The organism is Halomonas sp. A020 (genome assembly GCF_027943625.1).
Taxonomy (GTDB): Bacteria; Pseudomonadota; Gammaproteobacteria; order Pseudomonadales; family Halomonadaceae; genus Vreelandella; species Vreelandella piezotolerans.
Genome location: NZ_AP022850.1, coordinates 934,174 through 958,302 on the forward strand (window position 1 = coordinate 934,174; position 24,129 = coordinate 958,302).

23 protein-coding genes and 1 tRNA gene are annotated in these 24,129 nt (G+C 58.1%); 8 read left to right on the plus strand and 16 right to left on the minus strand.

Translation table 11 applies throughout. The features are described 5' to 3' along the window. Positions 1 to 59 precede the first annotated feature (59 nt). The 10 genes from catA (FRH_RS04290) to salA form a co-directional block, all read right to left on the minus strand. Positions 60 to 1,034: a catechol 1,2-dioxygenase gene (catA, locus tag FRH_RS04290; RefSeq protein ID WP_281997862.1), complete on the minus strand. Its 975-nt coding sequence runs from the start codon at positions 1,032 to 1,034 to the stop codon at positions 60 to 62. Positions 1,035 to 1,537: 503 nt separating this feature from the next. Then, on the minus strand, positions 1,538 to 2,785 hold the full coding sequence (locus FRH_RS04295; RefSeq protein WP_281997863.1) for a benzoate/H(+) symporter BenE family transporter: 1,248 nt from the start codon (positions 2,783 to 2,785) through the stop codon (positions 1,538 to 1,540). Positions 2,786 to 2,859: 74 nt separating this feature from the next. Further along, positions 2,860 to 3,660: a benzoate diol dehydrogenase BenD gene (gene benD, locus FRH_RS04300; RefSeq protein ID WP_231125687.1), complete on the minus strand. Its 801-nt coding sequence runs from the start codon at positions 3,658 to 3,660 to the stop codon at positions 2,860 to 2,862. Further along, positions 3,657 to 4,682, minus strand: a complete 1,026-nt coding sequence (benC, locus tag FRH_RS04305) for a benzoate 1,2-dioxygenase electron transfer component BenC (protein WP_139525925.1) — start codon at positions 4,680 to 4,682, stop codon at positions 3,657 to 3,659. Before benC ends, benD begins: the two co-directional genes overlap by 4 nt. Before the next feature lie 24 nt (positions 4,683 to 4,706). Continuing rightward, the gene (gene benB / locus FRH_RS04310) at positions 4,707 to 5,195 is read right to left on the minus strand and encodes a benzoate 1,2-dioxygenase small subunit (protein ID WP_096921910.1); all 489 of its coding nucleotides are present in this window, start codon (positions 5,193 to 5,195) and stop codon (positions 4,707 to 4,709) included. 32 nt (positions 5,196 to 5,227) lie between these two features. Continuing rightward, a complete protein-coding gene (locus tag FRH_RS04315; protein WP_139525922.1) occupies positions 5,228 to 6,595 on the minus strand; it encodes a Rieske 2Fe-2S domain-containing protein in 1,368 nt (455 codons plus the stop codon). A gap of 82 nt (positions 6,596 to 6,677) precedes the next feature. After that, the gene (catA, locus tag FRH_RS04320) at positions 6,678 to 7,652 is read right to left on the minus strand and encodes a catechol 1,2-dioxygenase (protein ID WP_139525923.1); all 975 of its coding nucleotides are present in this window, start codon (positions 7,650 to 7,652) and stop codon (positions 6,678 to 6,680) included. Positions 7,653 to 7,715: 63 nt separating this feature from the next. Next, entirely contained in the window at positions 7,716 to 8,006 is a 291-nt protein-coding gene (catC, locus tag FRH_RS04325) for a muconolactone Delta-isomerase (protein ID WP_044630238.1), read from the minus strand. Positions 8,007 to 8,054: 48 nt separating this feature from the next. Beyond that, a complete protein-coding gene (locus tag FRH_RS04330; RefSeq protein ID WP_139525926.1) occupies positions 8,055 to 9,170 on the minus strand; it encodes a muconate/chloromuconate family cycloisomerase in 1,116 nt (371 codons plus the stop codon). A gap of 339 nt (positions 9,171 to 9,509) precedes the next feature. After that, positions 9,510 to 10,808, minus strand: a complete 1,299-nt coding sequence (gene salA / locus FRH_RS04335; RefSeq protein WP_139525927.1) for a salicylate 1-monooxygenase — start codon at positions 10,806 to 10,808, stop codon at positions 9,510 to 9,512. A 203-nt stretch (positions 10,809 to 11,011) separates the two neighbouring features. Between salA and FRH_RS04340 the strand changes: the two genes are divergently transcribed. Then, a complete protein-coding gene (locus FRH_RS04340; protein WP_139525928.1) occupies positions 11,012 to 11,917 on the plus strand; it encodes a LysR family transcriptional regulator in 906 nt (301 codons plus the stop codon). Between the two features lie 40 nt (positions 11,918 to 11,957). Here the strand turns inward: FRH_RS04340 and FRH_RS04345 are convergent, their stop codons facing one another. Next, positions 11,958 to 12,845, minus strand: coding sequence for a LysR family transcriptional regulator (locus tag FRH_RS04345; protein WP_139525929.1), 888 nt, complete (start codon positions 12,843 to 12,845; stop codon positions 11,958 to 11,960). Between the two features lie 167 nt (positions 12,846 to 13,012). Here FRH_RS04345 and FRH_RS04350 point away from each other — a divergent pair, with 167 nt between their 5' ends. From FRH_RS04350 to FRH_RS04360, 3 genes are read left to right on the plus strand one after another with little or no spacing between them, the layout of a single operon-like run. After that, positions 13,013 to 13,225 (plus strand): DUF3311 domain-containing protein, encoded by a 213-nt coding sequence (locus FRH_RS04350; protein WP_139525930.1) that lies wholly within the window; start codon positions 13,013 to 13,015, stop codon positions 13,223 to 13,225. Continuing rightward, positions 13,218 to 14,672, plus strand: coding sequence for a sodium:solute symporter family protein (locus FRH_RS04355; protein WP_139525931.1), 1,455 nt, complete (start codon positions 13,218 to 13,220; stop codon positions 14,670 to 14,672). Before FRH_RS04350 ends, FRH_RS04355 begins: the two co-directional genes overlap by 8 nt. A 19-nt stretch (positions 14,673 to 14,691) precedes the next feature. After that, positions 14,692 to 15,993 carry an amidohydrolase gene (locus tag FRH_RS04360; protein WP_139525932.1) on the plus strand — a complete coding sequence of 434 codons (1,302 nt, stop codon included), beginning with the start codon at positions 14,692 to 14,694 and terminating at the stop codon, positions 15,991 to 15,993. A gap of 70 nt (positions 15,994 to 16,063) precedes the next feature. On the opposite strand, the gene FRH_RS04365 is transcribed toward FRH_RS04360, so the two are convergent. From FRH_RS04365 to FRH_RS04375, 3 genes are all read right to left on the minus strand, one after another. Next, entirely contained in the window at positions 16,064 to 16,465 is a 402-nt protein-coding gene (locus FRH_RS04365) for a nuclear transport factor 2 family protein (RefSeq protein ID WP_139525933.1), read from the minus strand. A gap of 38 nt (positions 16,466 to 16,503) precedes the next feature. Continuing rightward, complete coding sequence (locus tag FRH_RS04370) at positions 16,504 to 17,325, minus strand: 3-keto-5-aminohexanoate cleavage protein (RefSeq protein WP_139525934.1); 822 nt, start codon at positions 17,323 to 17,325, stop codon at positions 16,504 to 16,506. A 111-nt stretch (positions 17,326 to 17,436) separates the two neighbouring features. After that, positions 17,437 to 18,954 carry a DASS family sodium-coupled anion symporter gene (locus tag FRH_RS04375; protein WP_331272617.1) on the minus strand — a complete coding sequence of 506 codons (1,518 nt, stop codon included), beginning with the start codon at positions 18,952 to 18,954 and terminating at the stop codon, positions 17,437 to 17,439. A gap of 672 nt (positions 18,955 to 19,626) precedes the next feature. On the opposite strand from FRH_RS04375, the gene FRH_RS04380 reads away from it, so the two are divergent. Continuing rightward, complete coding sequence (locus FRH_RS04380) at positions 19,627 to 19,899, plus strand: antitoxin (RefSeq protein ID WP_044630232.1); 273 nt, start codon at positions 19,627 to 19,629, stop codon at positions 19,897 to 19,899. A gap of 158 nt (positions 19,900 to 20,057) precedes the next feature. Here the strand turns inward: FRH_RS04380 and FRH_RS04385 are convergent. Further along, positions 20,058 to 20,134, minus strand: a tRNA-Arg gene (locus FRH_RS04385). Between the two features lie 154 nt (positions 20,135 to 20,288). Here FRH_RS04385 and FRH_RS04390 point away from each other — a divergent pair. Genes FRH_RS04390 through FRH_RS04400 form a run of 3 tightly spaced genes read left to right on the plus strand, consistent with a single transcriptional unit; the run spans position 20,289 to position 23,067 of the window. Then, the gene (locus tag FRH_RS04390; protein ID WP_139525937.1) at positions 20,289 to 21,287 is read left to right on the plus strand and encodes a TRAP transporter substrate-binding protein; all 999 of its coding nucleotides are present in this window, start codon (positions 20,289 to 20,291) and stop codon (positions 21,285 to 21,287) included. Continuing rightward, positions 21,287 to 21,808: a TRAP transporter small permease gene (locus tag FRH_RS04395; protein WP_139525938.1), complete on the plus strand. Its 522-nt coding sequence runs from the start codon at positions 21,287 to 21,289 to the stop codon at positions 21,806 to 21,808. Before FRH_RS04390 ends, FRH_RS04395 begins: the two co-directional genes overlap by 1 nt. Then, on the plus strand, positions 21,805 to 23,067 hold the full coding sequence (locus FRH_RS04400) for a TRAP transporter large permease (RefSeq protein WP_153843747.1): 1,263 nt from the start codon (positions 21,805 to 21,807) through the stop codon (positions 23,065 to 23,067). Before FRH_RS04395 ends, FRH_RS04400 begins: the two co-directional genes overlap by 4 nt. 26 nt (positions 23,068 to 23,093) lie before the next feature. Here FRH_RS04400 and FRH_RS04405 read toward each other — a convergent pair whose 3' ends face one another. After that, on the minus strand, positions 23,094 to 24,107 hold the full coding sequence (locus FRH_RS04405; protein WP_231125647.1) for a GlxA family transcriptional regulator: 1,014 nt from the start codon (positions 24,105 to 24,107) through the stop codon (positions 23,094 to 23,096). Between the last annotated feature and the right edge of the window lie 22 nt (positions 24,108 to 24,129).

Here is a 24,129-nt window from a genome sequence, read left to right on the forward strand (position 1 = left end):
CACGCTGTTAGGGCGTCAAGGCGGGCCAAGGGGAAGGTCCGCCTCTTGAACAGGGGGGGTTATACCTTGGCCGTTCCGGCCAGTTGACTGGCCAGATCCTGCTCGTCTTCCTTGGCGCGGGGGCGGGCGTGGCGTACCTGCAGCTCGGCGGCGTCGGTGGGCGCTAACTCGACATCGAACACCACATGGGCGAAGGGGCCTTCCAGGTCGCGTTGGGCGATCTCGGTGGGATCGTCGATGCGCTCGGCGGGCACCACCAGCTCTTCGCGCGTGGCAAAGGCGAAGTCGTCGAAGGTGTAGGGGTCACCGGCGAGGTTGATCTGAGTCGTCAGGTGTTGATGGCCGGGGGCCGAGACGAAGTAGTGAATGTGCGCCGGACGCTGGCCGTGGCGGCCCAGCGATTTGAGCACGACGTCCGTGGGGGCGCCTTCGGGCACACCGTAGCCCGACGGGACGATGCTGCGGGCGGTGTAGCGGCCGTCGCGGTCGGCATAGATCGTGCGGCGCATGTTGTACTCGTCCTGGGAAGGGTCGAAGAACGAGTAGCCGCCTTTGGAGTTGCAGTGCCAGATCTCGACCTTGGCGCCGGGGATCGGCTGGCCGTTCACGTCGCGCACTTGGCCGGTCAGCCACATGGTCTCGCCGTCGGGATCGCTGCCGTCGTCCATCCGGGCGAAGCCGTCAGCTTCCGGGGCGCCGGCCACGTAGAGCGGGCCTTCAATGGTGCGCGGGGTGCCGCCGGTGCGCTTGGCTTCGGCGTCGATGGCGTCGTGGCGCATGTCGAGGAAGTGGTCGAACCCCAGCCCCGGCGAGAGCAGGCCGAACTGGGTCTGGCTACCCAGCGCGTTGAGCAGGTTCACGGCGGCCCAATACTCTTCTTCGGTGACATCGAAGTCGTCGATCAGTTTGAACAGGTCACCTACCAACCGATGCACGATCTGCTTGGCGCGATCATTGCCGCCTGCCTGATCCAGGCCGGCCACGGCGTTGAGAAAGTCTTGAACCTCGGGCGTGTCGAAGATTTTTACGGTCATGGTTAAAGCCTATTGTTAGTTTTATCGTTATTTATCTCCCAATCACCGAATGGACGTTTGTCGATGAAGTGATTGAGTATCTACTTAGGACATGAGGACACTGTGTCTCTGTACTCTTCACGACAATATCGAACAAACACCCATTAACAGACCAATATCGTTTGAGTTCTCACCCATACTTCGAAGGTATCTCAAGCAGCGTTCGTTTTTTGTGCGGTCGCACACAGGACATCACACGAAAAGCACAACCTTTTGTTTTTATTTAATAAAAAACCAAACACAAGGATAGCAAGCTAACAAATAAACCCACCTCTCAACGCATTATCGAGTATATCCCGTCGCGCAGGTAAGGATGGGCTAGGAACGGCCAACACACTCTGTCCAAAGTCGGGGTGGGATACGACCAAAGCACAAAGGTCTCAACGGGCATCCATAGAAAAAAGCCCGCACTGCCTAAGCATGTACGGGCCAAACGCATCAAAAGAGTAACAAAGCAGAACTTGCTATCCGCTATGTTTCTGGGCCGCTCTACGCGTAAACATGACGTCAAAATCTTTGGTTTCAAAAATGGCCGATACTACCACTCCAAGGACCAGGGCCCAGAACGTTGCGCCGATTCCCAATATTTGAATACCGGAAGCGGCAATTAAAAAGGCGAACAGCGCTCCTACTTCGTGTTTCTTGCCCGCAAACGCAATGGTCATGGAGGACGTGATGACACGCATCAGCGCCAAGCCAGCGATGATGGTGATGAAGTAGCGAGGCGTGGCTTCCAGCAGGCTGACCACATAACCATAGAAAGGCGCCGCCACGATAAAAATAGCCCCGGCAATGACCGCTGCGACCCAGCGTTTGTCATGGGCACCGGCCTCCGGTGAGGCGCATACCCCGGTCATGGGTGCCGCGATGCAAGTACTGTGTAGATTGAAGAACGATGACACGATGGTTCCGATGCCACCCACGGCCGTGATCGCGTTCGCGGGCGCGTCCTTATAGCCCATTCCTTTGACCAAGCCCACGCCTGCCGGCGTCTCCATCCCAACCAGAATAATCGCGAGCGGCAACCCATAGGTGAGAAACGCCTCCAGAGTGAACGTCGGCAGAATGAACTCCGGAAACCGGATGGTCGCTTGGATTCCCGAAAGATCCACTCCGGTGACTGTCAGGTAAGCAAGCCCTGCCGCCATGGCGATGATGAGCGGGGGAATTTTGCGAAAGACTCTCGCCGAGATAAAGAAAGCCAACATCATGATCGCGGCTGGCACCATCGCGTTTTCCAGCGGCTTGACCATGTTGAGCCCAAAGCTAAGCAGCATACCGCCGACCATGCCCATCACGATTGGCATCGGTATCAACCGCATCACGATGCCCATGACACCGGTCACGCCCGCTATCAGCGTAATGATGCCAGCGATAAGACCAGCGCCCAAGGCCGCTTCTAGCCCGATCACCGGAATGACCGCGGCAAACATCAGCGCACCTGGAATGGAGTTTGCCATCGGCAGCGGTAGACGGTAGTAAGCGGGCATGAACAGCCCAAACAAACCGTTGATCATCAAATAGCTGATGACCCAGATCATGATGAAGGAGGGGTCGAGACCTGCTGACGTGCCCGCACTGATATGGACGACGCCAACGCTGAGACCTAAGATGCCGGCGACTAACCCAGTACTGGCATTCTCAGCATTGAGGTCACGTAGAAAATCGCGAGGCGCATGCAGTAAGCTCACGCCTTTTTCTATATGTTTCACGGTGTGCTCCAGGGGTTTTTGTAGTATTTAGCGTTATTTTGACAACGGGTTTACGACGATGGCTAACGGTTCGATTAGCCTTGATCACCCCCACCGACCGGTAGAACGCTCCCTGTGATGTAGCTCGCCTCATCGGACGCCAGAAACAGAATGGGGGCGGCCATCTCATCGAGCGTACCGTAGCGCTTCATGAGGCAGCTTTGCTTGGTCTGGTCGATGTGGGCTTGGAACCAAGCGCGCTCGGTGTCATTACTGGGCTCGGGCGTTCCACGAGAGATGCGGCGCGGTGGCGCTTCGGTGCCGCCAATGCCCGCCGCCACGACACGAATGCCCGCCTCAGCGTACTCAAAAGCCAGCGACTCAGTGAGTGCGTTGACACCGCCCTTGGCCGCCGAGTAAGGGATACGATGAATCCCTCGTGCCGCCACGGAAGAGACGTTGACGATCACACCCGCGCCCTGGGACACCATCGTTGGCAGCGCCGCGCGGCAGCACCATAGCGTCGGCATCAGGGAGCGGGTGATCTCTGCGGAAATTTGCGCTTCGCTAAACTCCGTGAAGGGTTTGAAATTGATGGCGCCCCCCACGTTATTGATCAAAATATCGATACGCCCAAACGCGGTGACCGCCGACTGCATCGCCTGCTCGGCACCTGCCCAGGTCTCCAGGTCTGCTTGTACCGCCACCACCTCACGACTGCCCTGACGGATGTCTTCCACGACCTCGTGGATATAGTCAGAGCGGTCTACCAGCACCAGGCGCGCGCCTTCCATCGCCGCACGTTCGGCCACCCGCCGCCCAATCCCTTGAGCGGCCCCGGTGACGATCATTACTCGGTCCTGAAATCGAGCCCTATCCAAACGTTGATCGCTCATGCTGACGCTCCCGCCTGGTTAGGCGTAAACTTTTCATAGTGGAAGCTTTGCGGTTCGATGCCTTCCGTGTCGAAATGCTTGAGCACTGCGTCGACCATCGGAGGCGGCCCACACAAGTACACATCCACATCCCCGTCATGCATCACGGCGGCATCCATATGGTGGGTCACATACCCTTTTCGCGGGTGCTCGCTGGCCTCGTCCACCACCACGGTGGCGTAGCTAAAGCTGGGCAGCTTCTCCGCGATCGCCTCCAAGGCATCGATTTTTACCAGATGATCGTCTTTATTGACACCGTAAATCATGTGGATGGACGCGTCACAGCCCTTCTCGACCAGCTGCGCTAGCATGGACAAAAAGGGTGCCAGCCCCGTACCGCCTGCCAGCATCAGTATCGGGCGCGTGACTTCACGTAGGTAAAAGCTGCCTAACGGGCCTGTCAGTGTAAGCTTGTCACCCACGGCGGCACGGTCGGTCAGATAGCCACTCATCACCCCATTGGGGATATTGCGAATCAGGAACGTGGCCCGCTGATCGCCTGGCTGAGAGCTAAAAGAGTAAGAGCGATGCAGCTCCGTGCCAGGCACGTCGATATGGATGTACTGGCCAGGCAAAAAGGCAAGCTCCTGACCCTCCTCCAGTTCGACTACCAGCTCGATGCTGTCTTCGGAGAGCTGCTCGACGGCAGCGACCGTTCCCTCGACCTTGCCCACCTGGGTTTTACACATCGTAGACGCGACGGGCACTTGGATAACGCAGTCTGAAGAGGGCACCATCTGGCAGGTCAGCACTTGGCCTTCGGCCGCTTCCTCATCAGAGAGCGCCTCCTCCAGATACTCGTCGCCCATATCGAACTCGCCCTGCTCGCAGTGGCCTTTGCAGGTGCCGCATACGCCGTCGGAACAGTCCATCGGAAGATTCACTTTCTGGCGGTAAGCCGCGTCAAGAACGGTTTCCCCTTCTTTACAGCCGATGAAACGCGTCACGCCGTCTTCGAAGTTGAGGGCAATGGTATAGCTCATGATGAAATCTCCTCTCCCATCGAGTCACACGTGATACACGTCGATGACTTGATGGATGTAGTCGTTGTTCAACTGCACGACTTTTCTTGTGATTAGCGGGCGCTCGCCCGAGACGTCCAGGGTGTAGAAGCTCGTGCCGAAGAAGCTGTCCGTCTTCTTGTAGCGGTGGCTCAGCGTGTGCCAGTTGAACCGCAGCTCGGCCGTCTGGTCGTCTTGCGACAGGATTTCGAGGTTGGTCACCTGGTGCGTGGTGCGCGGCTCCGGCGTGCTCGCCCCGCTGCGCTCGGTCTTGATCCGGTAGACCCGATCTTCCAGCCCTTCGCGGTTGGGGTAGTAGATCAACGAGATCTCGCTGTGCGGATCGCGGGTGAGCTGATCATCGTCGTCCCAGGCGGGCATCCAGAACTCGGCGTCCTTACGATACAGCGCAAGCCACTCGTCCCACTCGCGGTCATCTAGTAGGCGCGCTTCGCGGTATAAAAAGGCTTGGATGTCGTGATAGCTGATGCTCATGGCGTTCTCTCCTCTCTTCTGGCATCGGACGTTTAGGCGGTCGCCGTGGCGATGAACTGGCGACGCTCTTTGTCGATGGCGCGCAGCATTTCGCTGACCCAGTGTTGGTGGTGCAGCACGTAGAGCCCTTCGTCTTCGGGGGAGGCGCCGCTGAGCAGCGGTTTCATGTCGATGGCCTGGGCGTTCTCATCAGCCCCTTCGATCCATTGTTGGGCGCCGCGGGAGAGGTCGTTCCATTCGGCCAACGCGCCGTTGTAGCCTTCTTGGCAGGCGCGGAACTCTTCGAGGTCGTCCGGCGTGCCCATGCCGGAGACGTTGAAGAAGTCTTCGTATTGGCGGATACGTACGCGACGGTTTTCGGCCGACTCGCCTTTGGGGGCGAAGCAGTAGATCGTAACTTCGGTTCTGTTGACGTCGATGGGGCGCAGCACGCGGATCTGTGTGGAGAACTGGTCCATCAGGTAGACGTTGGGGTAGAGGCAGAGGTTGCGCGTCTGGTTGACGATGGCGTCGGCACGCGCCTCGCCTAGCTGCTCTTGGATCCACTCTTTTTCTTGGTAGACCGGGCGCACCTCGGGGTTGAGTAGCCGGGTCCAGAGCATCATGTGGCCGTTTTCGTAGGAGTAGAAGCCGCCTTTACTCTTCGACCAGCCGTCGGCGTCCACCGCCTTGGTACCACCGGCGTCGTAATTGCGGCGCTCCATGGTGGAGGCGTAGTTCCAGTGCACGGAGCTGACGTGATAGCCGTCGGCGCCGTTTTCGGCCTGCAGTTTCCAGTTGCCGGTGTAGGTGTAGGAGGAGGTGCCACGCAGCACTTCCAGACCCTCGGGGGCTTGGTCGACGATGTTGTCGATGACCTTGGTGGTTTCGCCCAGGTGCTGCTCGAGGGGCAGCACGTCGTCGCTGAGGCTGCCGAACAGGAAGCCTTTGTAGTTCTCGAAGCGCGGTAGGCGCTTGAGGTTGTGGGAGCCGTCTTGCTTGAACTGGTCGGGGTAGGCGCCAGTCTTTTCGTTTTTGGCTTTGAGCAGCTGGCCGTCGTTTTTGAAGGTCCAGCCGTGGAACGGGCAAGTGAAGGTGCCTTTGTTGCCGCGCTTGCGGCGGCATAGGGTGGCACCGCGGTGGGCGCAGGCGTTGATCAGGCCGTGCAGTTCGCCCTGCTTGTCGCGGGTGATGACGATCGGCTGACGGCCAACGGTGGTGGTGAAGTAGTCGCCCGGCTCGGCCACTTGGCTCTCGTGGGCCAGAAAGACCCAGTTGCCTTCGAAGATGTGCTTCATCTCCAGTTCGAAAAAGGCGGGGTCGGTGAACATGCTGCGGTGGCAGCGGAAAATGCCGTGATCCGGGTCGTCTTGTACCGCTCCGCGCACGCGGGCTTCGAGTTGATCAAGCTGTGTGGTCATGATCGCTCTCCTCGTTAGGATGTCACGCTGTTAGGGCGTCAAGGCGGGCCAAGGGGAAGGTCCGCCTCTTGAACAGGGGGGGTTATACCTTGGCCGTTCCGGCCAGTTGACTGGCCAGATCCTGCTCGTCTTCCTTGGCGCGGGGGCGGGCGTGGCGTACCTGCAGCTCGGCGGCGTCGGTGGGCGCTAACTCGACATCGAACACCACATGGGCGAAGGGGCCGTCCAGGTCGCGTTGGGCGATCTCGGTGGGATCGTCGATGCGCTCGGCGGGCACCACCAGCTCTTCGCGCGTGGCAAAGGCGAAGTCATCGAAGGTGTAGGGGTCACCGGCGAGGTTGATCTGAGTCGTCAGGTGTTGATGGCCGGGGGCCGAGACGAAGTAGTGAATGTGCGCCGGACGCTGGCCGTGGCGGCCCAGCGATTTGAGCACGACGTCCGTGGGGGCGCCTTCGGGCACACCGTAGCCCGACGGGACGATGCTGCGGGCGGTGTAGCGGCCGTCGCGGTCGGCATAGATCGTGCGGCGCATGTTGTACTCGTCCTGGGAAGGGTCGAAGAACGAGTAGCCGCCTTTGGAGTTGCAGTGCCAGATCTCGACCTTGGCGCCGGGGATCGGCTGGCCGTTCACGTCGCGCACTTGGCCGGTCAGCCACATGGTCTCGCCGTCGGGATCGCTGCCGTCGTCCATCCGGGCGAAGCCGTCAGCTTCCGGGGCGCCGGCCACGTAGAGCGGGCCTTCAATGGTGCGCGGGGTGCCGCCGGTGCGCTTGGCTTCGGCGTCGATGGCGTCGTGGCGCATGTCGAGGAAGTGGTCGAACCCCAGCCCCGGCGAGAGCAGGCCGAACTGGGTCTGGCTACCCAGCGCGTTGAGCAGGTTCACGGCGGCCCAATACTCTTCTTCGGTGACATCGAAGTCGTCGATCAGTTTGAACAGGTCACCTACCAACCGATGCACGATCTGCTTGGCGCGGTCATTGCCGCCTGCCTGATCCAGGCCGGCCACGGCGTTGAGAAAGTCTTGAACCTCGGGCGTGTCGAAGATTTTTACGGTCATGAGATAGCTCGCTACATTATTATAGATGTTATGGATCAGTACCTTGGCGTGCTCCGCCGAGCATTAGCTGTCGTCGTCACGCACGGACGAGGGGTGGCGGCAAAGCGGCTTGACGCTGATCTCCATGTAGGGGAACAGCGGCAGGTTACTGACCAGCTCTTGAAGCTCGGCATTGTCCTCTACGTCAAAGATACTGACGTTCGAGTAGCTACCGGCCACCCGCCACAGGTGGCGCCATTTGCCTTGACGCTGTAGGTCCTGGGAGTACGCTTTTTCGGTTGCCTTGATACTCGCGGCCTGCTCGGCGGGCATATCGGTCGGCAATTTGACGGTCATCTCGACTTGAAACAGCATATCGATGGCTCTCCTTTTCGTTTGCGGTCTTTGCGTGCGGCGCGTTGGCTAGCGCGCGTAGTGCGCCAACTTATCTTCATCCAAGGTGATCCCCAGACCTGGCCCAGGCGGTAAGGCCACCCCAAATTCGCTGTAGTCGAGAGGCGACACCACGATATCGTCTTGCAGCAAGAGCGGGCCGAACATTTCCGTTCCCCAGGTCATGGTCGGTAGCGTTGCCCACGTATGCAGCGACGCGGCGGTACCGATCGTGCCTTCCAGCAAGGTGCCGCCATACAGGCCGATGCCAGCCGCCTGGGCGACATGCGCGAGCTCCAGTGCGCCATAAATCCCGCCCGACTTGGCGAGTTTCAGTGCAAAGGCTCCGCTGAAGCCGCCGCATACCAAATCAAGGCCGTCACGCGCATCCTGGACGGCCTCATCGGCGAGCATGGGCACATTGAAGCGGTTCGCCAAACGCACCAACCCCGCATGCTCACGCGCGCCGATGGGCTGCTCGATCAACTCGATACCCGCCTCTTGTAACGACTGAATACCGCGAACGGCGGTGGATTCGTCCCACGCTTGATTGACATCGACGCGCACGCTCGCCCGGTCTCCCAAGGCCTCCTTGATGGCCGCTACGTGGCGGACGTCCTGGCCCACGGGATTGGCGCCAATTTTCAATTTGAAGTCGCAGTGCCGACGCTGCTCTAAACGCAGCATGGCTTCATCGATATCTTTCGCGGTATCGCCACTCGCGAGCGTCCATAGCACGGGGATATGATCCTGACGCACGCCTCCCAGCAGCTCGGCCACGCTCAACCCCAGGCGCTTGCCTTGGGCATCGAGCAGCGCCATTTCCAGTGCGGATTTAGCGATCATGTTGCCGCGCGCATGCCGATTGAGCAGCGCGCGGGCGTGGTGAATGTTCTGGGAAGGCTGGCCAATCAGCAGAGGTGCCAAGTACGTATCGATGTTGCGCTTGATGCTCTCGGGACTTTCCGGGCCATAGGCTAGGCCGCCGATGGTCGTGCCTTCGCCCAACCCCTCGATACCGTCTGAGTGATGCATGCGGATGATCACCATGGTCTGGCAGGCCATGGTGGTCATCGATAGTTTATGAGGACGGATGGTCGGTAAATCGACCAGAAGCGTCTCTATTCGTTGGATAACAGTTGACATGGCGGCTCCGGCATCAGGCAATCGTTTCGCTATCGAGCAGTTTGCGTGCCCGTGCAAGCCGGAACCAATATTGTTTAAGTGCGCGTCCATACCAAGGAGGTATCACAAGCGCATGACAGGCTCGGCTATTCAGCCACTTTTTCCCCATAACCCCGAGTGCGAGAGCCGCTGCACGAGACGTGCCCTCGCCAGGGGCGCTCAGCGCCGGATAAAGCGCGTATCGATACGCAACCGCGTGTTAAAGAGCCACGCAATCACTTCGCCGTGATACAGAGCGCCATAAGACAAAAGAATGATCCAAGCGTGTTGCTCGACGCGCACTCGCCTCAAGCGGAGTTTCTAGAGACGGTCTCGAGATACGGTTTCGAGATACTGCCGAGCCGCAATGACATCGTCGTGTGGATCGTGATTCCACAGCCAGTCGAAGCGATTTTCCAGATCGTGGATGAGCTTGCTCTCATCGCCCCCAATGCCTTTTCCCGAATATTCATAGACATCGCCGGCGTCGTGGGAAGTACGCTGCGCTCGACACGTGCGTGCATGGCGCACGTGCTCGAAAGCGGCCAACACATCGCTCACGGGGCGGTGATCGCAGCGGACGTCTGTCAGTAGTGTCGCCAGCACGTAGGCATCTTCGAGCGCCTGTCCAGCCCCCGCCCCTTGGTGGGGCACGAGCGCATGGGCGGCGTCGCCGACAACCATGACGCGCTCGCGCCGATAGAAGGGAAGCTCGGGTAGCTCATGCAGCGCCCAGCGCGTTGGTTCGGCGATGGATGCGAGAATGGCCTGGCAAGCCGGGCTCCAGCCTTGGAAGACGTGTAACATTTCCTGCTGGCTGACGGCCTGAACCCACTCCTCCCCGTCGGGTAGCCGCGGGTGAGGAACCGAGCGGTCCGTGATGAAGGCTACGACGTTGACGAGCTGGGACTGTTTGACCGGAAACGTCAAAATATGGCGATCTTTACCGAGATACATTTGCGGCACCCATGCCAAACGTTTCTCGCTGCCATTAGCCTCGAGCGCTGTCTCTAAGGTGTGGGTGGGGATCATGCCACGATACGCGTAAGTACCGCTCCAGAAGGGCGCAATATCGCCAAACTGGTCGGGCGGTAATACATGGGAGCGAACCGCCGATTTGATGCCGTCAAAGCCGATGATGACATCCCCCGTAAAGTGCGTGCCATCATCGAAGTGGGCAGTGGCGCTAGCGGCGTCTTGCGTCACCGCGACACAGCGTTTGCCGAAATGCGCGATGCCCTCCGGCAGATGGGCCACGATCGCATCCAGGAAGTCGGCACGGTGTACCGAGGATTGGCCAACGCCCGGCGCTAGGCTGGCCGTCAAGTAGGTATCATCACTGCCTCGGCGCCACTCGAACCACACATCTTCGAAGGGGGCTGGTGAGGCGTCGGCAATACGTTGATAGGCCGCTTCCAACCCCAACAGCTGAATGGCTCGTACCGCATTGGGGCCAAAGGAGACCCCAGCGCCGATTTCGGAGAACTGGGGAGCGGCTTCGAATAGCTGGACATCAAGGCCGCTATCTCGCGACAGCGCAACGGCAAAGGCGACGCCACCGATCCCGCCCCCCACAATGCCAATGGAGAGACGTTTTGGCTGGGTATGTTTGACGTGCATGCTTCACTCCCTTTCACAGTGTATCGTTATCATGTCGAGCCTCACGCTCTACTGATAACGCTATTAGGAGGAGGCAACGGTCACCACACAGCCCTCTTCATGTAAACTATAAACGGCGCTAATAACGATATGAAACAAAGAGTTGAGCTAGCACTCCGCGACAGAAGTAGACAATCGTCGCATGCCCGTCAGAGGCCATTGTGATGATCAAGCTTGCCGATATCGATCTCAACTTGCTGGTGGTGTTCGATCTGCTCTACCAAGAGCAAAACACACAGCGTGTCGCGCTACGCCTGGGCATTACCCAGCCTGCGGTCAGCCATGCCTTGAAGCGTTTACGTCTTCTATTGAACGACGAACTCTTCGAACGCACCTCGCAAGGGTTACAGCCCACGCCCCGCGCAAGCCAGCTTTATCCCGGGTTTGCCGACGCGTTAGGGAAAGTGAATGACACGCTGAACCTACACAACGATTTCAACCCAGCCCTTAGTAGCCGTACCTTTCACCTCAACATGACCGACATTGGGGAAATCGTTTTCCTGCCCCGTTTACTGCAGCATTTATCCCAGGTGGCTCCCAGCGTCTCGCTCCACACCGCTCGCAGCAGCCATCACGCGCTGAAGTATGAGATGGAAGAGGGGCAGATCGATCTAGCCGTTGGGCTGATACCGCAGCTGGGCGCTGGCTTTTATCAACAGCGGCTATTCGAGCAGCGCTATGTTTGCCTGATGCGTGACAACCACCCACTCGCCAAGGGCGATTTTGGTCTCGAGGAGTTTCGCTCAGCCCATCATGCCGTCATCGTCGCGAGCGGTACCGGTCATGGCGTGGTAGAGGAGCAGCTCGCCAACGCGGGCATTCAGCGCCCGGTGAGATTGACGCTGCCGCATTTCGCTGCCATTCCCTACATCGTGGGCAGCAGCGATCTCGTCGTGACGGTTACGAATAAATTGGCCGAAGCGACTTGCGAACGATTTGGCCTCACCGTTCGCGAGCACCCGCTGGCCTTTCCAGACATTCCCATCAATCTTTTCTGGCATCGCCGTTTCCATCAAGACCCCGGCAACCGCTGGCTAAGGGGGGTTATATTTAGCATGTTTTCCGAGTAAGCCACCTAGAGCGGCATCTGCCTTAAAGAGGACGGTCTTGTTAAAACCCCTCTGTCGCCATTTGGATAAAATTATCGAGCACCGGCAATACATTACCAGCTCGCCACGCTAACCACAGTGGCATATCGCAGGCGGTTAGCTCATCCAGCTCAATAAAATGAATGCCGGGCATGGGGTGACTTCGGCTAGCGGCCGGTACGATTGCCAACCCTAATCCAGCCGCCACCATGCTAAGAATCGTAATATTATCAGCGCCATACTGCACCACACGAGGCTCAAAGTTGAACCGCGAAAAGTGCGCCACCACCCGATCGTAATAGACCGGTGAAATGCTGCGGTACCCCCAGACAAATTCAGCATCGGCAAGCTCTGCTAGTTTTTTAGGTGGCACTTGCACCCATGTCGAGGTAGTGGGGACGGCAAGTATCAGGTGGTCGTGCTGGAGTAAACGTGCTTCGATATCTGACTGTGCATGATCATCAAGATAAAGAATACCGACATCAAGGGTGCCCTGTTGCAGCCTATCCAACTGTGGGCCGGAAAGTAGCGGAAAGACATCCAGCGCCACATGAGGAAAGCGACCACGATAGCCGCCCATGAGCTTAGCTACTCCGGGAACCCATAAGTGCGTGACGGTGACTCCTAGACTGAGCTTGCCCGTTTGACCGCTACCAAGTGCCAGTAGTCGCGCTTTGATATCAGAGCGCTCGTCTAGCATCCGTGTGGCTTCACTATAAAGTGCTTGCCCCGCAACCGTCGGCCGAATCCCCCGAGCATGGCGATATAGAAGCTGGGTACCTACATCCTCTTCCAACAACCTCATCTGGCGAGTCAGCGCTGGCTGCGCAACATACACTTTCCGGCTAGCAGCGGAAATTGAGCCTGTTTCTACCACGGCAATAAAGTACTCCAACTGGCGAAATTCCATTGTTGTTATCTCCCCCCAATCAGTCACTTTTCTTCTTCAACTTACTACTTAACATACCTATATGATATGGCTAGCATCTAAAATCTATATTTTTGGTATCTCTATTCTTGTTTCATAGTGACACAACAACTCATAACAAGACTCGCCATGGCGAGCAGGACTCTGCTATGAACAACAAGTACCACCTTGTAACGGGGTTGCATTTTGCGGTGTGCACCCTGGCGATGATCTGGCCCGGCGCACTGATCGCCAATCGTATCGAACCCACCGTGCTCGGACTGCCCTTTCTATTTTTCTGGTACATCCTATGGATGCTGATCCTATTTATCGGCATGTGGGTCGCCTTTGCCGTTCGCCACGGAGGTGGACGCCATGAATGATTCGATCATTGTTGTCGGCATCACTTTGACCTATCTCGCCTTGATTCTATGGGTGGGGCTTCGCGCTCGCGGTCAGGAAAACTCCAGCTTGGAAGGTTATGTCGCGGGCGGTCGCCACGTGGGCGTCGTGATCCTGTTCTTCATTCTTGGCGCTGAAATCTTCTCCGCTTTCGCCTTCCTGGGCGCTCCGGGCTGGAGCTATCAGCATGGCGCGCCAGCCTTCTATATTCTCGCCTACCTCTCCCTGGTTCCCATCACCATCTGGGCCATGGGGCCGCGTGTAGCCAAGCTAGGTCGCGAGCGAGGTTACCTCACCCAAGGCGATATGATTGCCGATTACTACCAAAGCAAATCGCTGGGCATGTTGGCGGGCGTGATTGGCGTGTTAGCACTGGTGCCCTACCTCACCATCCAGATTGCCGGTGCAGGCCTGCTGTTTCAGGCAGCAACGGATGGGGTGATCCCCTTCTGGCTGGGTGCGCTGCTGGCTTTCTTAGTGGTTGCTGCTTATGTCTTCTGTAGTGGCCTAAACGGCATCGGTTGGACCAACCTCATTCAGGGCATCATGATGATAGCCATCGCTTGGTTCCTGGGTCTTAGCATCTCCGAACGCCTCTACGGCGGCGTGGGCGACATGTTCAGCCAAATCCAACTGACGATGCCCGAGTACCTCACCATGCCAGGCGCAACGGGCATGAACTGGGGCTACTTCAGCACGGCGGTATTGGTCAGCGCGTTCGGCGGCGCCATGTGGCCGCATCTGTTTATGAAGTTCTACTCGGCTGATAGCGGCAAAACGCTGCGCAAAGTCAGCGTCTTTTACCCCCTCTACGCCTACCTACTGGTACCGCTGCTGTTTATTGGCTTTGCTGGCATCATAGTGTTTGCTGACACACCGTTAGAGCGCTCCGACACAGTGCTACTGCGCATGGTGATGGACGTGGCCAACTTCTCGCCCTGGGTTATCGGCTTAATGCTCTCTGGCGCGCTGGCCGCCGCTATGTCGACCGGCGCCAACTTAGCGCATACCGCGGCGGTGGTATTAGTCCGCGATGTGGTCGGCCCAACCATGATGAAAGACGCCAGCGAGAAGGCGGTCGTCAGCGCAACACGTTGGAGCGTACTCGGCCTGTCGCTGATTGCTTACCTGTTTGCACTGGCTAACCCCTCATCCCTGGTACTGCTGCTACTCGGCGCTTACGGGTTGATTGTCCAGCTATTCCCTATGGTGATCGGCGCGCTGTTCATGCCACAGCTGCGCCGCGCCAGCGTGATGGCGGGTGCTCTTTTCGGCAGCGTGGCCTACCTGTTGATGGAATTCGCCTGGAGCTCACCTTTTGGCTGGCACGCTGGCGTCTGGGCGATGCTGCTCAACGTCGCTGTCGTGGTGGTTTGGCAGTGGCTCACCAAGCCCACTGTTACCAACCCCACCCCTTCCCATACTTAAGAAGTGCCAGGAGAACAGCATGAGTATCCAGACAGATCACTTAGATTTAAAGAGTGCCATCGCCTCTCAACTAGAGGCAGCATTCGACGATATTCAGTCGCTCTACCACCAGTTACATCAAACGCCCGAGCTGCCCTTTCAGGAACATAAGACCAGCGCACGGCTCGCCGACGCTTTGGAAAGTTTTGGCTATGAGGTGAGCCGCAACGTTGGCGGTACGGGTGTCGTGGCATTGCTGCGCAACGGCAAGGGCCCTGCCGTCATGCTCCGCGGCGATATGGATGCCTTACCCATCAAGGAAGAAACGGGGCTAGATTTTGCCAGCTGTGAAATGGCCACCTCAGAAACGGGTAGTGAAGTGCCATTGATGCATGCCTGCGGACATGACCTACACAGCAGCTGCATCGTCGGCACCGCGGCCGTCATGGCAGGACTAAGGGAGCAATGGGTCGGCACCTTGATGCTGATTTGTCAGCCCGCCGAGGAGATATTTGGCGGGGCAAAAGCAATGCTTGATGACGGCCTCTATACGCGCTTCCCTCGCCCAGACATTATTCTTGGCCAGCACAATATGCCCGCTCTTGCAGGCACCGTTGGACACCGTCCGGGTAGCGCTATGGCCGCTTGTACCAATTTGGCCGTTACCATACACGGCAACGGGGGCCACGGCTCCATGCCCGCCCAAACGGTGGATCCCGTGGTCATTGCCGCCCATGTGGTCACCCGCCTGCAGACCGTCGTTGCTCGCGAGGTTCCGCCGGAGGAGACCGTGGTGGTCACGGTTGGCAAGCTTCACGCTGGCACCCAGGCCAACATCATTCCGCACTCGGCAGAGCTTGAGATCAATATCCGCAGCTTTGATGACGCATTACACAGCCAAGTGGTTGAGTCGATCGAGCGTATCGTTCGTGCGGAGTGCGATGCGGGAAGAGCGCCCAAGCCCCCGACCTTAAAGGTGCTCAATGAAACCATCGCCTTGAACAACGACGCGATAGCGGTTGAGCATGTACGTCGCGCCCACGCAGAGCATTTCGGTGACGCCAACCTTTATGACATGCCACGGCTTAACGGCAGCGAGGATTTTCCGTTTTTTGGGAATGCAAAAGCAGCCGGTTTTGGTGGCGAGGATATTCCATACGTGTACTGGTTTATTGGCTCCACCCCCGCAGAACGCTGGGCAAACACCCCAGGAACGAACGTCTCACAGAAAATGCGTCATCTAGAAATGCCTCATTCGCCCTACTACTTCCCAGGCAATGACGTAACACTGCGCACAGGTATCGAAGCCATGGTCGTAGGCGCAATGGCATATCTAACGTAGCAGCGTTAAAAACGAAACGGCAGTGCGAGGCCCTGCCGTTTCATTCCGTCGGTATGCCTTTGCCGCGCGTTTACGGCTGGGCCCAGGATGCGCGGCTGCTGTGCGCAGCCGTCTTATTGGTAATTTTCCATTTACCATCGATTTTGATCAGCGCAATCACATCGACCCAAGAATCTTCAAGGTTGTCGCTATTATCGAAGCCTAATAGCACGCTGGCGACCTCTCCGGCCTGGGTGATGGCAATGAAACGGCTCTTGACCTGCCGCTGGCTATTCGCCCATCGCTCAAAACGGTCGCTAATGAGATCGGTTGCCAAGGCACCCGCCGCGTCCAGCGCAAAAATCCACGCCTCTTGATGAAACGCCTCCTCCAGCTTCTGCCTACTGCCTCGAAAACCATCGACATATAGCTGCACGACTCGTTTAATCTCGTCGATGTCAGGTGCATCACCGACCATCGTGGTATCTACCATCTCGTCACTCCTGCTTATCAAGTGGTTGTTTCTTATCGTTATAACCCAAGCATCTCACGCGCTTGCTGCCAAGTAGCCACCGGGCGCTGATACTTTTCGCAAAGGGCTACGGTGCGCTCGACCAACACCGCGTTGGAGGGCGCCAAGGTGTCACTATCCAAGCGCACATTATCTTCGAGCCCCGTACGGGTATGGCCGCCAGCCGCAATCGACCACTCGTTGAGTAGGTACTGATGGGCACCAATGCCTGCACCGCACCACTGCGCATCCGGCGCCAGCCGCTTGAGCGTCTCGATGTAGAAATCGAAGGTGGGCTTGTCCGCTGGCATCGCATTCTTCACCCCCATGACAAACTGCACATAGAGCGGCGTCTTTAGCTTGCCTTGCTGGGAAAGACTCACGGCTTGATGGATATGCGACAGGTCGAACGCTTCGATTTCAGGCTTGACGCCGTACTTGAGCATCTCATCGGCCAACCACTCCACCAGTTGGGGCGGATTCTCGTAGACACGATTGGGGAAATTATTGGAGCCCACCGAGAGGCTGGCCATATCAGGCTTCAGCGGGAGCATCCCACCCCGGGCTTCTCCTGCCCCGGAACGCCCGCCGGTGGAGAGCTGAATAATCATTCCCGGGCAGTGCTTCTTAAGCCCTTCCATCAGGCGGCCAAACTTTTCTGGGTCAGATGAGGGGGTTTGGTCATCGTTGCGCACATGGCAGTGGGCAATGGTCGCCCCTGCTTCGAACGCTGCCTGGGTGCTCTCAACCTGCTCCTCGACCGTAATCGGTACGGCTGGGTTGTTCTCTTTGCGTGGCAGGCTGCCGGTAATGGCGACACAGATAATGCAGGGCTGGGACATGGGAGCCTCTTTGTTCTTATTGCGAACATTAATTTGTATAACGAACACTTTAGGCTGTCTATCCGGTATCGTCAAATCAACAGGGCGACCAACGACATTGAGCATCACGGTTTAGAAAGAGACATCGAAGACCAGCGGTACGATGGTGTAGAGCGCCACCATGATCACCAGCAGGCCGATGACATTGAGCCAGACACCTGCTCGAATCATGCTTTGGATAGGCAGATCTCCCGTGGCGAACGCCACGGCATTGGAAGGCGTTGCGACCGGCAGCATGAAGGCACAGCTCACAGCAAAGGTGACCACGATGGTCATCAGGAAGGGCTCGATACCCAGCCCCACGGCAATCGATCCCATGATCGGGAAGAAGGCCGCCGCCGTCGCCGTGTTACTGGTGAGTTCGGTCAATAGAATGATGACGAAAGCCGTGATGGCGAGAATCAGGATCGGCGGTAGCCCCGATAATCCCGATACGCTTTCGCCCACCCAGGCACTCAAGCCAGTGGCAGTGAACTGGGCTGAGAGTGTTAGGCCACCGCCAAACAAAATCAGGACTCCCCAGGGCACATCGCGGGTGGCCGACCAATCCAGCAATGCCCCCTTTCCCTTAGAGGCGGGAATCACGAACATCAGAATCGCCGCGAGGATCGCCACACTGGTGTCGTTGATATTGGAGAGCCAGGGTAAGACGTTCTGCACCGACAAGATTCGCGCTATCAAGGGTAAACATACCCAGCAGAACACGGCCCCGCCAAACACCATCAGTACGCGCGCCTCTTCAGGCGATAGGCGGCCCATCCTTTCGAGCTCCGACGCGATCATCGCTCGACCGCCCTGAATGTTTTCGACTTCCGAGCGGAACACCAGCTTGTTCAGAACGAACCAAGCCAACACTAGCATGGTGAATGAGAATGGCACTCCCACCAGCATCCAGTGGCCAAACCCGATACTCAGCCCGTGGGTATCTGCCATGTATGCGCGCATTAGCGCCATCGGCGGCTGACCAATCAGGGTGGCCATGGAGCCGATGGTGATGGCGTAGGCAATACCCAGTAAAACAGCGGCGGAGAACTTGGGCGTGTCATCACCGTTACCCAGTGATGCCACCAGCGCGATGATCGAGCCGCCGATGGGTACCATAATGACGGCGGTGGCGGTATTGCTCACCCACATGGTGATAAACCAGCTAGCGAACATCAAACCGAAAACGATTTGCGCAGGCTTGGTACCCACCGTTAGCACCGTCAGTAGCGCAAAGCGGCGATGTAAATTCCAGCGCTGCGTTGCCAAGCCCAGCAATACGCCACCCAAGACGAGAAAGACGATGCTATGGGCATAGGGCGCAGCGGTCACACCGACCGACGCAATATCGAAAAAGGGGAACAGTACGAGCGGAAGCAGCGATGTCGCCGGAATGGGAATCGCCTCTGTCATCCACCAGGTGGCCATCAGCATTGCAATGCCAGCGACGAGACGCGCATTGAAGGTCAGCGTTTCGGGCAAAAGGAAGAAAACTCCCAAACTTACTAGAACGCCCAGAACAAGAGACATCGGCTTGAAAGCCGAGGCTTCAGTAGAGGGCGCTGGCTCAACGGCCCCAGTGGAGTGCGACATGGCAATGACCTGCATCGGAATAGAAATAACGTGCAAATCAGTGTCACGACGGACGCGCAATGCCGCCAATACCTCTCAGGTTGATGTGCATACCCGGACAAACCGCACCGCCCAAGCACACACCCTCCCTACACAACAGAAACGATGAATCGAGCTTCCAGGGGCTATCCACTTCCCATCTTTTTGGGAGAAGACTGCCAACACATCGTCTCCGTGCTCATCCGTGCGACGTATGGCTTACGACTAATGGATTTTACGATTAGTCCTTATTGCCGAGCGAGGGCCATTGACGTATCAACGCGCTCCCTTTTGGTACAGGTTGAGGCATTAAAGGCCCAACTGAGTGGTAAAAAGTCCTAACGAGGCGCCAGGAATTGAGTACAAAGAGCACACAACGTGCTACGCTCTACCTATGAAAACGATCACATGGAACCCAGAGAAGAACAAACTTCTCCAAGTGGAAAGAGATATCTCGTTTGAGGATGTGGTTTTTCACATCTCGATCGGAGGTATCCTAGATACGTTTGAGCATCCGAATCAGGAGCGGTATCCGGGTCAACAAATCCATGTGATTGAGATAGAGGAGTATGCATACCTCGTACCCTTCGTGGAGTCAGAGGATGAGGTTTTTCTGAAAACGATCATCCCGAGCCGGAAGGCGACCAAAACCTATTTGGGAGGTCCGAAATGAGCAGGTTGGATAAAGAAGAGCTGGAAATCCTGGATGCTTTTGAAGCAGATGAAATGCAGCGCGCACCAGATGTAAAGGATAGGAAAGCGCGGCATCAACAGTACGCCGACGCTATGTTCAAAAAAGATGCCCGTATCAACATCAGGCTTTCTTCCAAGGATCTCAGGGGGCTCCAGAAGAAGGCGCTGGCCGAAGGTATTCCCTATCAAACACTGGTTGCCAGTATCCTTCACAAGTATGTGGAAGGTCGCTTACATGAGGATCGGTAGCTAATACACTGTTGCGGCGCCTATGACGTAGCGCCTTAGGTTTCATTACATGGGGCACATGCTACAAGGGCTGCATGGGATTATCTAAATAATCGCTCATAAGCGAAGCCAGCCAAACAAAAATGGCCTGCGAGAAATCGCAGGCCATTTTTTCAATTTGGCGCGCCCGGCAGGAATTGAACCTGCGACCTTCGGCTTCGGAGGCCGACACTCTATCCAACTGAGCTACGGGCGCTTTGGATGCGTATCGTACCCGTGTGGGCGGGCCGTGTCTAGCGGCGGGGCGGTTTTAGGCCGCCTTGTGATTGACCGTTTTCCCTGCGGTGGTGCATGCTCTGTGGGCACTTTTGCACCTCTTAACCCCCTTGGTCATATTGGGAACATAATAAATGAAAACATTTGCACGTAGTACGCTGGCACTGGGCATCTCACTGGCGCTGGTCAGCGCCGCGAACGCCAACGATTTTGCGGATATGGACCCGGTCACGCTGCGCCTGGCCCACGTGGTCAACGAGCAGGATGGCTTCCATATCGCGGCCACCAAGTTCGAAGAGCTGGTGGAAGAGCGCACCGATGGCAAGGTGAATATCGAGATCTTCCCCAACGCCTCGCTGGGCGATGAGCGCACGCTGCTGGAAGGCATGCAGATCGGCACCGTGGACATGGGCGTGATCACCAACGGCCCGGTGGCCAACTTCGTGGAAGAGATGGCGGTCTTCGAACTGCCCTTCCTGTTCCCCACTCCCGAAGCCGCCTATGGCGTGCTGGATGGCCCCATCGGTCAGGAGCTGCTGGACAAGCTGGCCGACGTGAACCTGAAAGGCCTGGCCTACGCCGAGCGTGGCTTCCGCAACCTGACCAACAGCGAGCGCGCCGTGAATTCGCCGGAAGACCTGGATGGCCTGCGCATTCGCGTGATGGAAAACCCGGTCTACACCGACACCTTCCGCGAGCTGGGGGCCAATGCGATCCCCATGGCCTGGACCGAAGCGCTTACCGCCATGCAGCAGGGCACCATCGACGGCCAGGAGAACCCGGTGAACGTGATCCACTCGTTCAACCTGGATGAAACCCAGAACTACATGACGCTCTCGCGCCACACCTACGCACCGGCGATCTTCGTGATGGGCATGCCCGCCTGGAACCAGCTCCCCGAGGCTGCCCAAGCAGTATTGGAAGAAGCCGCCCAGGAAGCTGCCGAGCACGAGCGCCAGGTGAACGCAGAGATGGAAGCGGAGCAGTTGCAGGCGCTGCGCGACGCGGGCATGGAGATCAACGACACCCCGGACATGGAAGCCTTCCAATCCGCCGTTGCGCCGGTGTACGAGAAGTACGGTGAGCAGTTCGGTGACTACCTGCCGCGTATTCAGGAGGCGCTGCAACAGTGATGTCGTTTGCACAGCCTCTGTTGACGCTGCTGCAACGCATTGAACGCGGGCTGGATGCCATCATCCAGCCCGTGGTGTTTGCGGGCATGGCGGCGTTGATCGGTGTGATCACGCTACAGATCGTTTCGCGGGTGCTGTTCAGCGCCGTGGGTTGGACCGAAGAGGTCGCGCGGTTTCTGCTGGTGTGGATCACCTTTCTCGCGGGCACGCTGGCGTTTCAGCGCGGGCGACATATCGCGGTCAGTTTCGCAGTGGATGCCTTGCCCCTCCCGATGCGCAAGCTGGCCAGGCTGGCGGCGCTGGCGATTGTGGTGGCGTTCATGATCACGCTGATCGTCATCGGCTACCGCTATATGCAGGTGCAGAGCTTCCAGAAATCCGCTTCGCTACGGCTCTCGATGACCTATGTCTACGCCGTGATGCCCGTCTGCGCGGCGATCATGGCGTGGTATGCGCTGGTCGATATGGTCGAGCTACTGGTGAACGGCGAGATGCCCCCGTCCCAGGAGGCGTCGTTATGACCCTGCTGCTGTTCGGGCTGTTCTTTCTGTTCATGCTGCTAGGCGTGCCGATTGCCTTTGCGATTGGGGCCAGTACACTCTACGCGCTGTATCAATCCGGCGTGCCGCTGATGGTGGTCACCCAGCAGATGTTCCAGGGCATCAACTCCTTTGCTCTGGTGGCCATTCCGATGTTCATTCTGGCCGGGGATTTAATGGCCCAGGGCAAGGTTAGCGAGCGCCTGGTGAGCTTTGCCGATTCGCTGGTGGGCTTCATGCGCGGCGGCTTGTCGGTGGTGTCCGTCATGGCGGGCATGTTCTTCGCGGCCATTTCTGGCTCCGGCGCGGCCACCACGGCGGCGGTGGGCTCAAGCCTGGTGCCGGAGCTCAAGCGCAAAGGCTACGACCCCGCCTCGGCGGCCAGCCTGATTGCCGCCAGCGGTACCATTGGTGTGGTGATTCCCCCGTCGGTGCCGATGATCATCTACGCGGTCATCGCCCAGCAGTCGGTTTCCGAACTGTTCTTGAACGGCTTTTTGCCGGGGCTGGCGATGGGCGTGGCCCTCATGGCCATCGCCATTACCCAGGCGTACAAACGCCAGTACCCGAAAGGGACCCCGCTGTCGCTGGCCACCATGTGGCGCACGTTCAAGGCCGCGAGTTGGGGCTTGATGACCCCGGTGATCATTCTAGGGGGCATCTTTTCGGGGATTTTCACGCCGTCGGAAGCGGCCGTGGTGGCGGTGAACTACGCCCTGCTGGTGTCGCTCTTCGTGTATCGCGACTTGACCCTGCCCCAGGTTTACAAGCTGTTGATTCGCTCGGCGATGACCACGGCGGTGATCATGCTGGTGATCGCCATGTCGGCGGTGCTGAGCTGGACGCTCTCTAGCTGGCAGGTGCCCGGCGCGATTGCCCAAGCGGTGCTGTCGCTCTCCACCAACCCTTACGTGATCATGCTACTGATCGTGGGAATCATTCTGCTCACTGGGGTATTCATCGAAACGGCCAGCGCTTTGATCATCCTCACCCCGGTACTGCTGCCGCTGGTGCTGCAGCTGGGCATCGACCCGATCCACTTCGGGCTGATCATCGTGGTGGGGCTATCGATTGGCATGATTACCCCGCCCGTGGCGATCAACCTGTACGTGGCGTCGTCCGTGACCCAACTGCCGCTGGAGCGGATCACCCGCGCCATCATCCCCTATCTGCTAGGGCTGATTGGCGTGCTGCTGCTGGTGGTTTACGTGCCTATCCTGCTGGGCTGGTCGGGAAGCTGACGCCAAGCACCGAGCTCACGCGCGGTTTACTGCGCTTGGCCACTGGCTTGGCACGACTTCCGAAACTGGCCGGGCGTGACGTCGAACAGTTGATAAAAACAGCTGCGAAAATGGGAGATACTGACGAAGCCCGTGGCCACCGCCACCTCGGCCACGGGCTTGTTGGTTTGCTGCAGCAGCTGCCGCGCGCGGGTCAAGCGAAGCTCCATGTAGTAGCGCGAGGGGCTGGCATCGACGTACGTGCAAAACATACGCTCTAACTGACGTCGCGAAATGTTGACCCAGTTGGCGATTTCGGCAATCGTCAGCGGCTCTTCGATATTGTTCTTCATGAGCTGCAAAGAGACTTTGAGCTTTTCGGGTAGGGTCGGGTTTTGGTCGACGTTGAGCGTCGAGATATCCGGCGAATCGAGCCCCTTGTCGCAACTCAACATCTCCTCCACCGCCGCGACCACGGCGTTGCCGCAGTCCGCGCGCACCACCTCGAGCATCATGCTCAGCGAACTGCTGGCACCGGCGCAGCTCAGCCGGTTGCGGTCCACGATGAAGCTACGGCTGGTCACGGCGACATCCCAAAACTGCTCGGCCATCATCGCCCGGCCATCCGGATGATAAGCGCACTGATAACCGCTCAGCAGTCCCGCCTCCGCCAGAAAATAGGCACCGTTCCACAGCCCACCCAGCACGATGCCCTGAGCATCAGCACTTCTCAGCCGGTTACGTAGCAGCGGCGTCGACTTGGGCTGCACGCGCAGCCCCCCGCAGACGATCAACACATCGACCGGCGGCGAGGCGCTATCGAACGCGTCGAGCGATAGGTCGGTGGCCACCTCGATGCCCAAGTCGGACATCGTGGCGCCCGACTCGCCGCCCACCACCACCACGTCGTACAGCGTGGCGGCTTTCATCAGGTTGGTGGTCACCAGCGCATCCACCGCACCGGTAAACGCCATCATCGAAAAGTGCTCCAACAGAACGAATGCGACGCGACGCGTGCCGTGGGGCGTATCACGCTCCTCGGAAGGCGTAATGTAGGGCAAATTCTTGCTCTTTAACGTGCTA

Coding starts and splice junctions, on each gene's coding strand:
- catA (WP_281997862.1), bottom strand. CDS start 1,034: ATGACCGTAAAAATCTTCGACACGCCCGAGGTTCAAGACTTTCTCAAC.
- benD (WP_231125687.1), bottom strand. CDS start 3,660: ATGAGCGATCAACGTTTGGATAGGGCTCGATTTCAGGACCGAGTAATG.
- benC (WP_139525925.1), bottom strand. CDS start 4,682: ATGAGCTATACCATTGCCCTCAACTTCGAAGACGGCGTGACGCGTTTC.
- benB (WP_096921910.1), bottom strand. CDS start 5,195: ATGAGCATCAGCTATCACGACATCCAAGCCTTTTTATACCGCGAAGCG.
- FRH_RS04315 (WP_139525922.1), bottom strand. CDS start 6,595: ATGACCACACAGCTTGATCAACTCGAAGCCCGCGTGCGCGGAGCGGTA.
- catA (WP_139525923.1), bottom strand. CDS start 7,652: ATGACCGTAAAAATCTTCGACACGCCCGAGGTTCAAGACTTTCTCAAC.
- catC (WP_044630238.1), bottom strand. CDS start 8,006: ATGCTGTTTCAAGTCGAGATGACCGTCAAATTGCCGACCGATATGCCC.
- FRH_RS04330 (WP_139525926.1), bottom strand. CDS start 9,170: ATGTCAACTGTTATCCAACGAATAGAGACGCTTCTGGTCGATTTACCG.
- salA (WP_139525927.1), bottom strand. CDS start 10,808: ATGCACGTCAAACATACCCAGCCAAAACGTCTCTCCATTGGCATTGTG.
- FRH_RS04340 (WP_139525928.1), top strand. CDS start 11,012: ATGATCAAGCTTGCCGATATCGATCTCAACTTGCTGGTGGTGTTCGAT.
- FRH_RS04345 (WP_139525929.1), bottom strand. CDS start 12,845: ATGGAATTTCGCCAGTTGGAGTACTTTATTGCCGTGGTAGAAACAGGC.
- FRH_RS04350 (WP_139525930.1), top strand. CDS start 13,013: ATGAACAACAAGTACCACCTTGTAACGGGGTTGCATTTTGCGGTGTGC.
- FRH_RS04355 (WP_139525931.1), top strand. CDS start 13,218: ATGAATGATTCGATCATTGTTGTCGGCATCACTTTGACCTATCTCGCC.
- FRH_RS04360 (WP_139525932.1), top strand. CDS start 14,692: ATGAGTATCCAGACAGATCACTTAGATTTAAAGAGTGCCATCGCCTCT.
- FRH_RS04365 (WP_139525933.1), bottom strand. CDS start 16,465: ATGGTAGATACCACGATGGTCGGTGATGCACCTGACATCGACGAGATT.
- FRH_RS04370 (WP_139525934.1), bottom strand. CDS start 17,325: ATGTCCCAGCCCTGCATTATCTGTGTCGCCATTACCGGCAGCCTGCCA.
- FRH_RS04375 (WP_331272617.1), bottom strand. CDS start 18,954: ATGCAGGTCATTGCCATGTCGCACTCCACTGGGGCCGTTGAGCCAGCG.
- FRH_RS04380 (WP_044630232.1), top strand. CDS start 19,627: ATGAGCAGGTTGGATAAAGAAGAGCTGGAAATCCTGGATGCTTTTGAA.
- FRH_RS04390 (WP_139525937.1), top strand. CDS start 20,289: ATGAAAACATTTGCACGTAGTACGCTGGCACTGGGCATCTCACTGGCG.
- FRH_RS04395 (WP_139525938.1), top strand. CDS start 21,287: ATGTCGTTTGCACAGCCTCTGTTGACGCTGCTGCAACGCATTGAACGC.
- FRH_RS04400 (WP_153843747.1), top strand. CDS start 21,805: ATGACCCTGCTGCTGTTCGGGCTGTTCTTTCTGTTCATGCTGCTAGGC.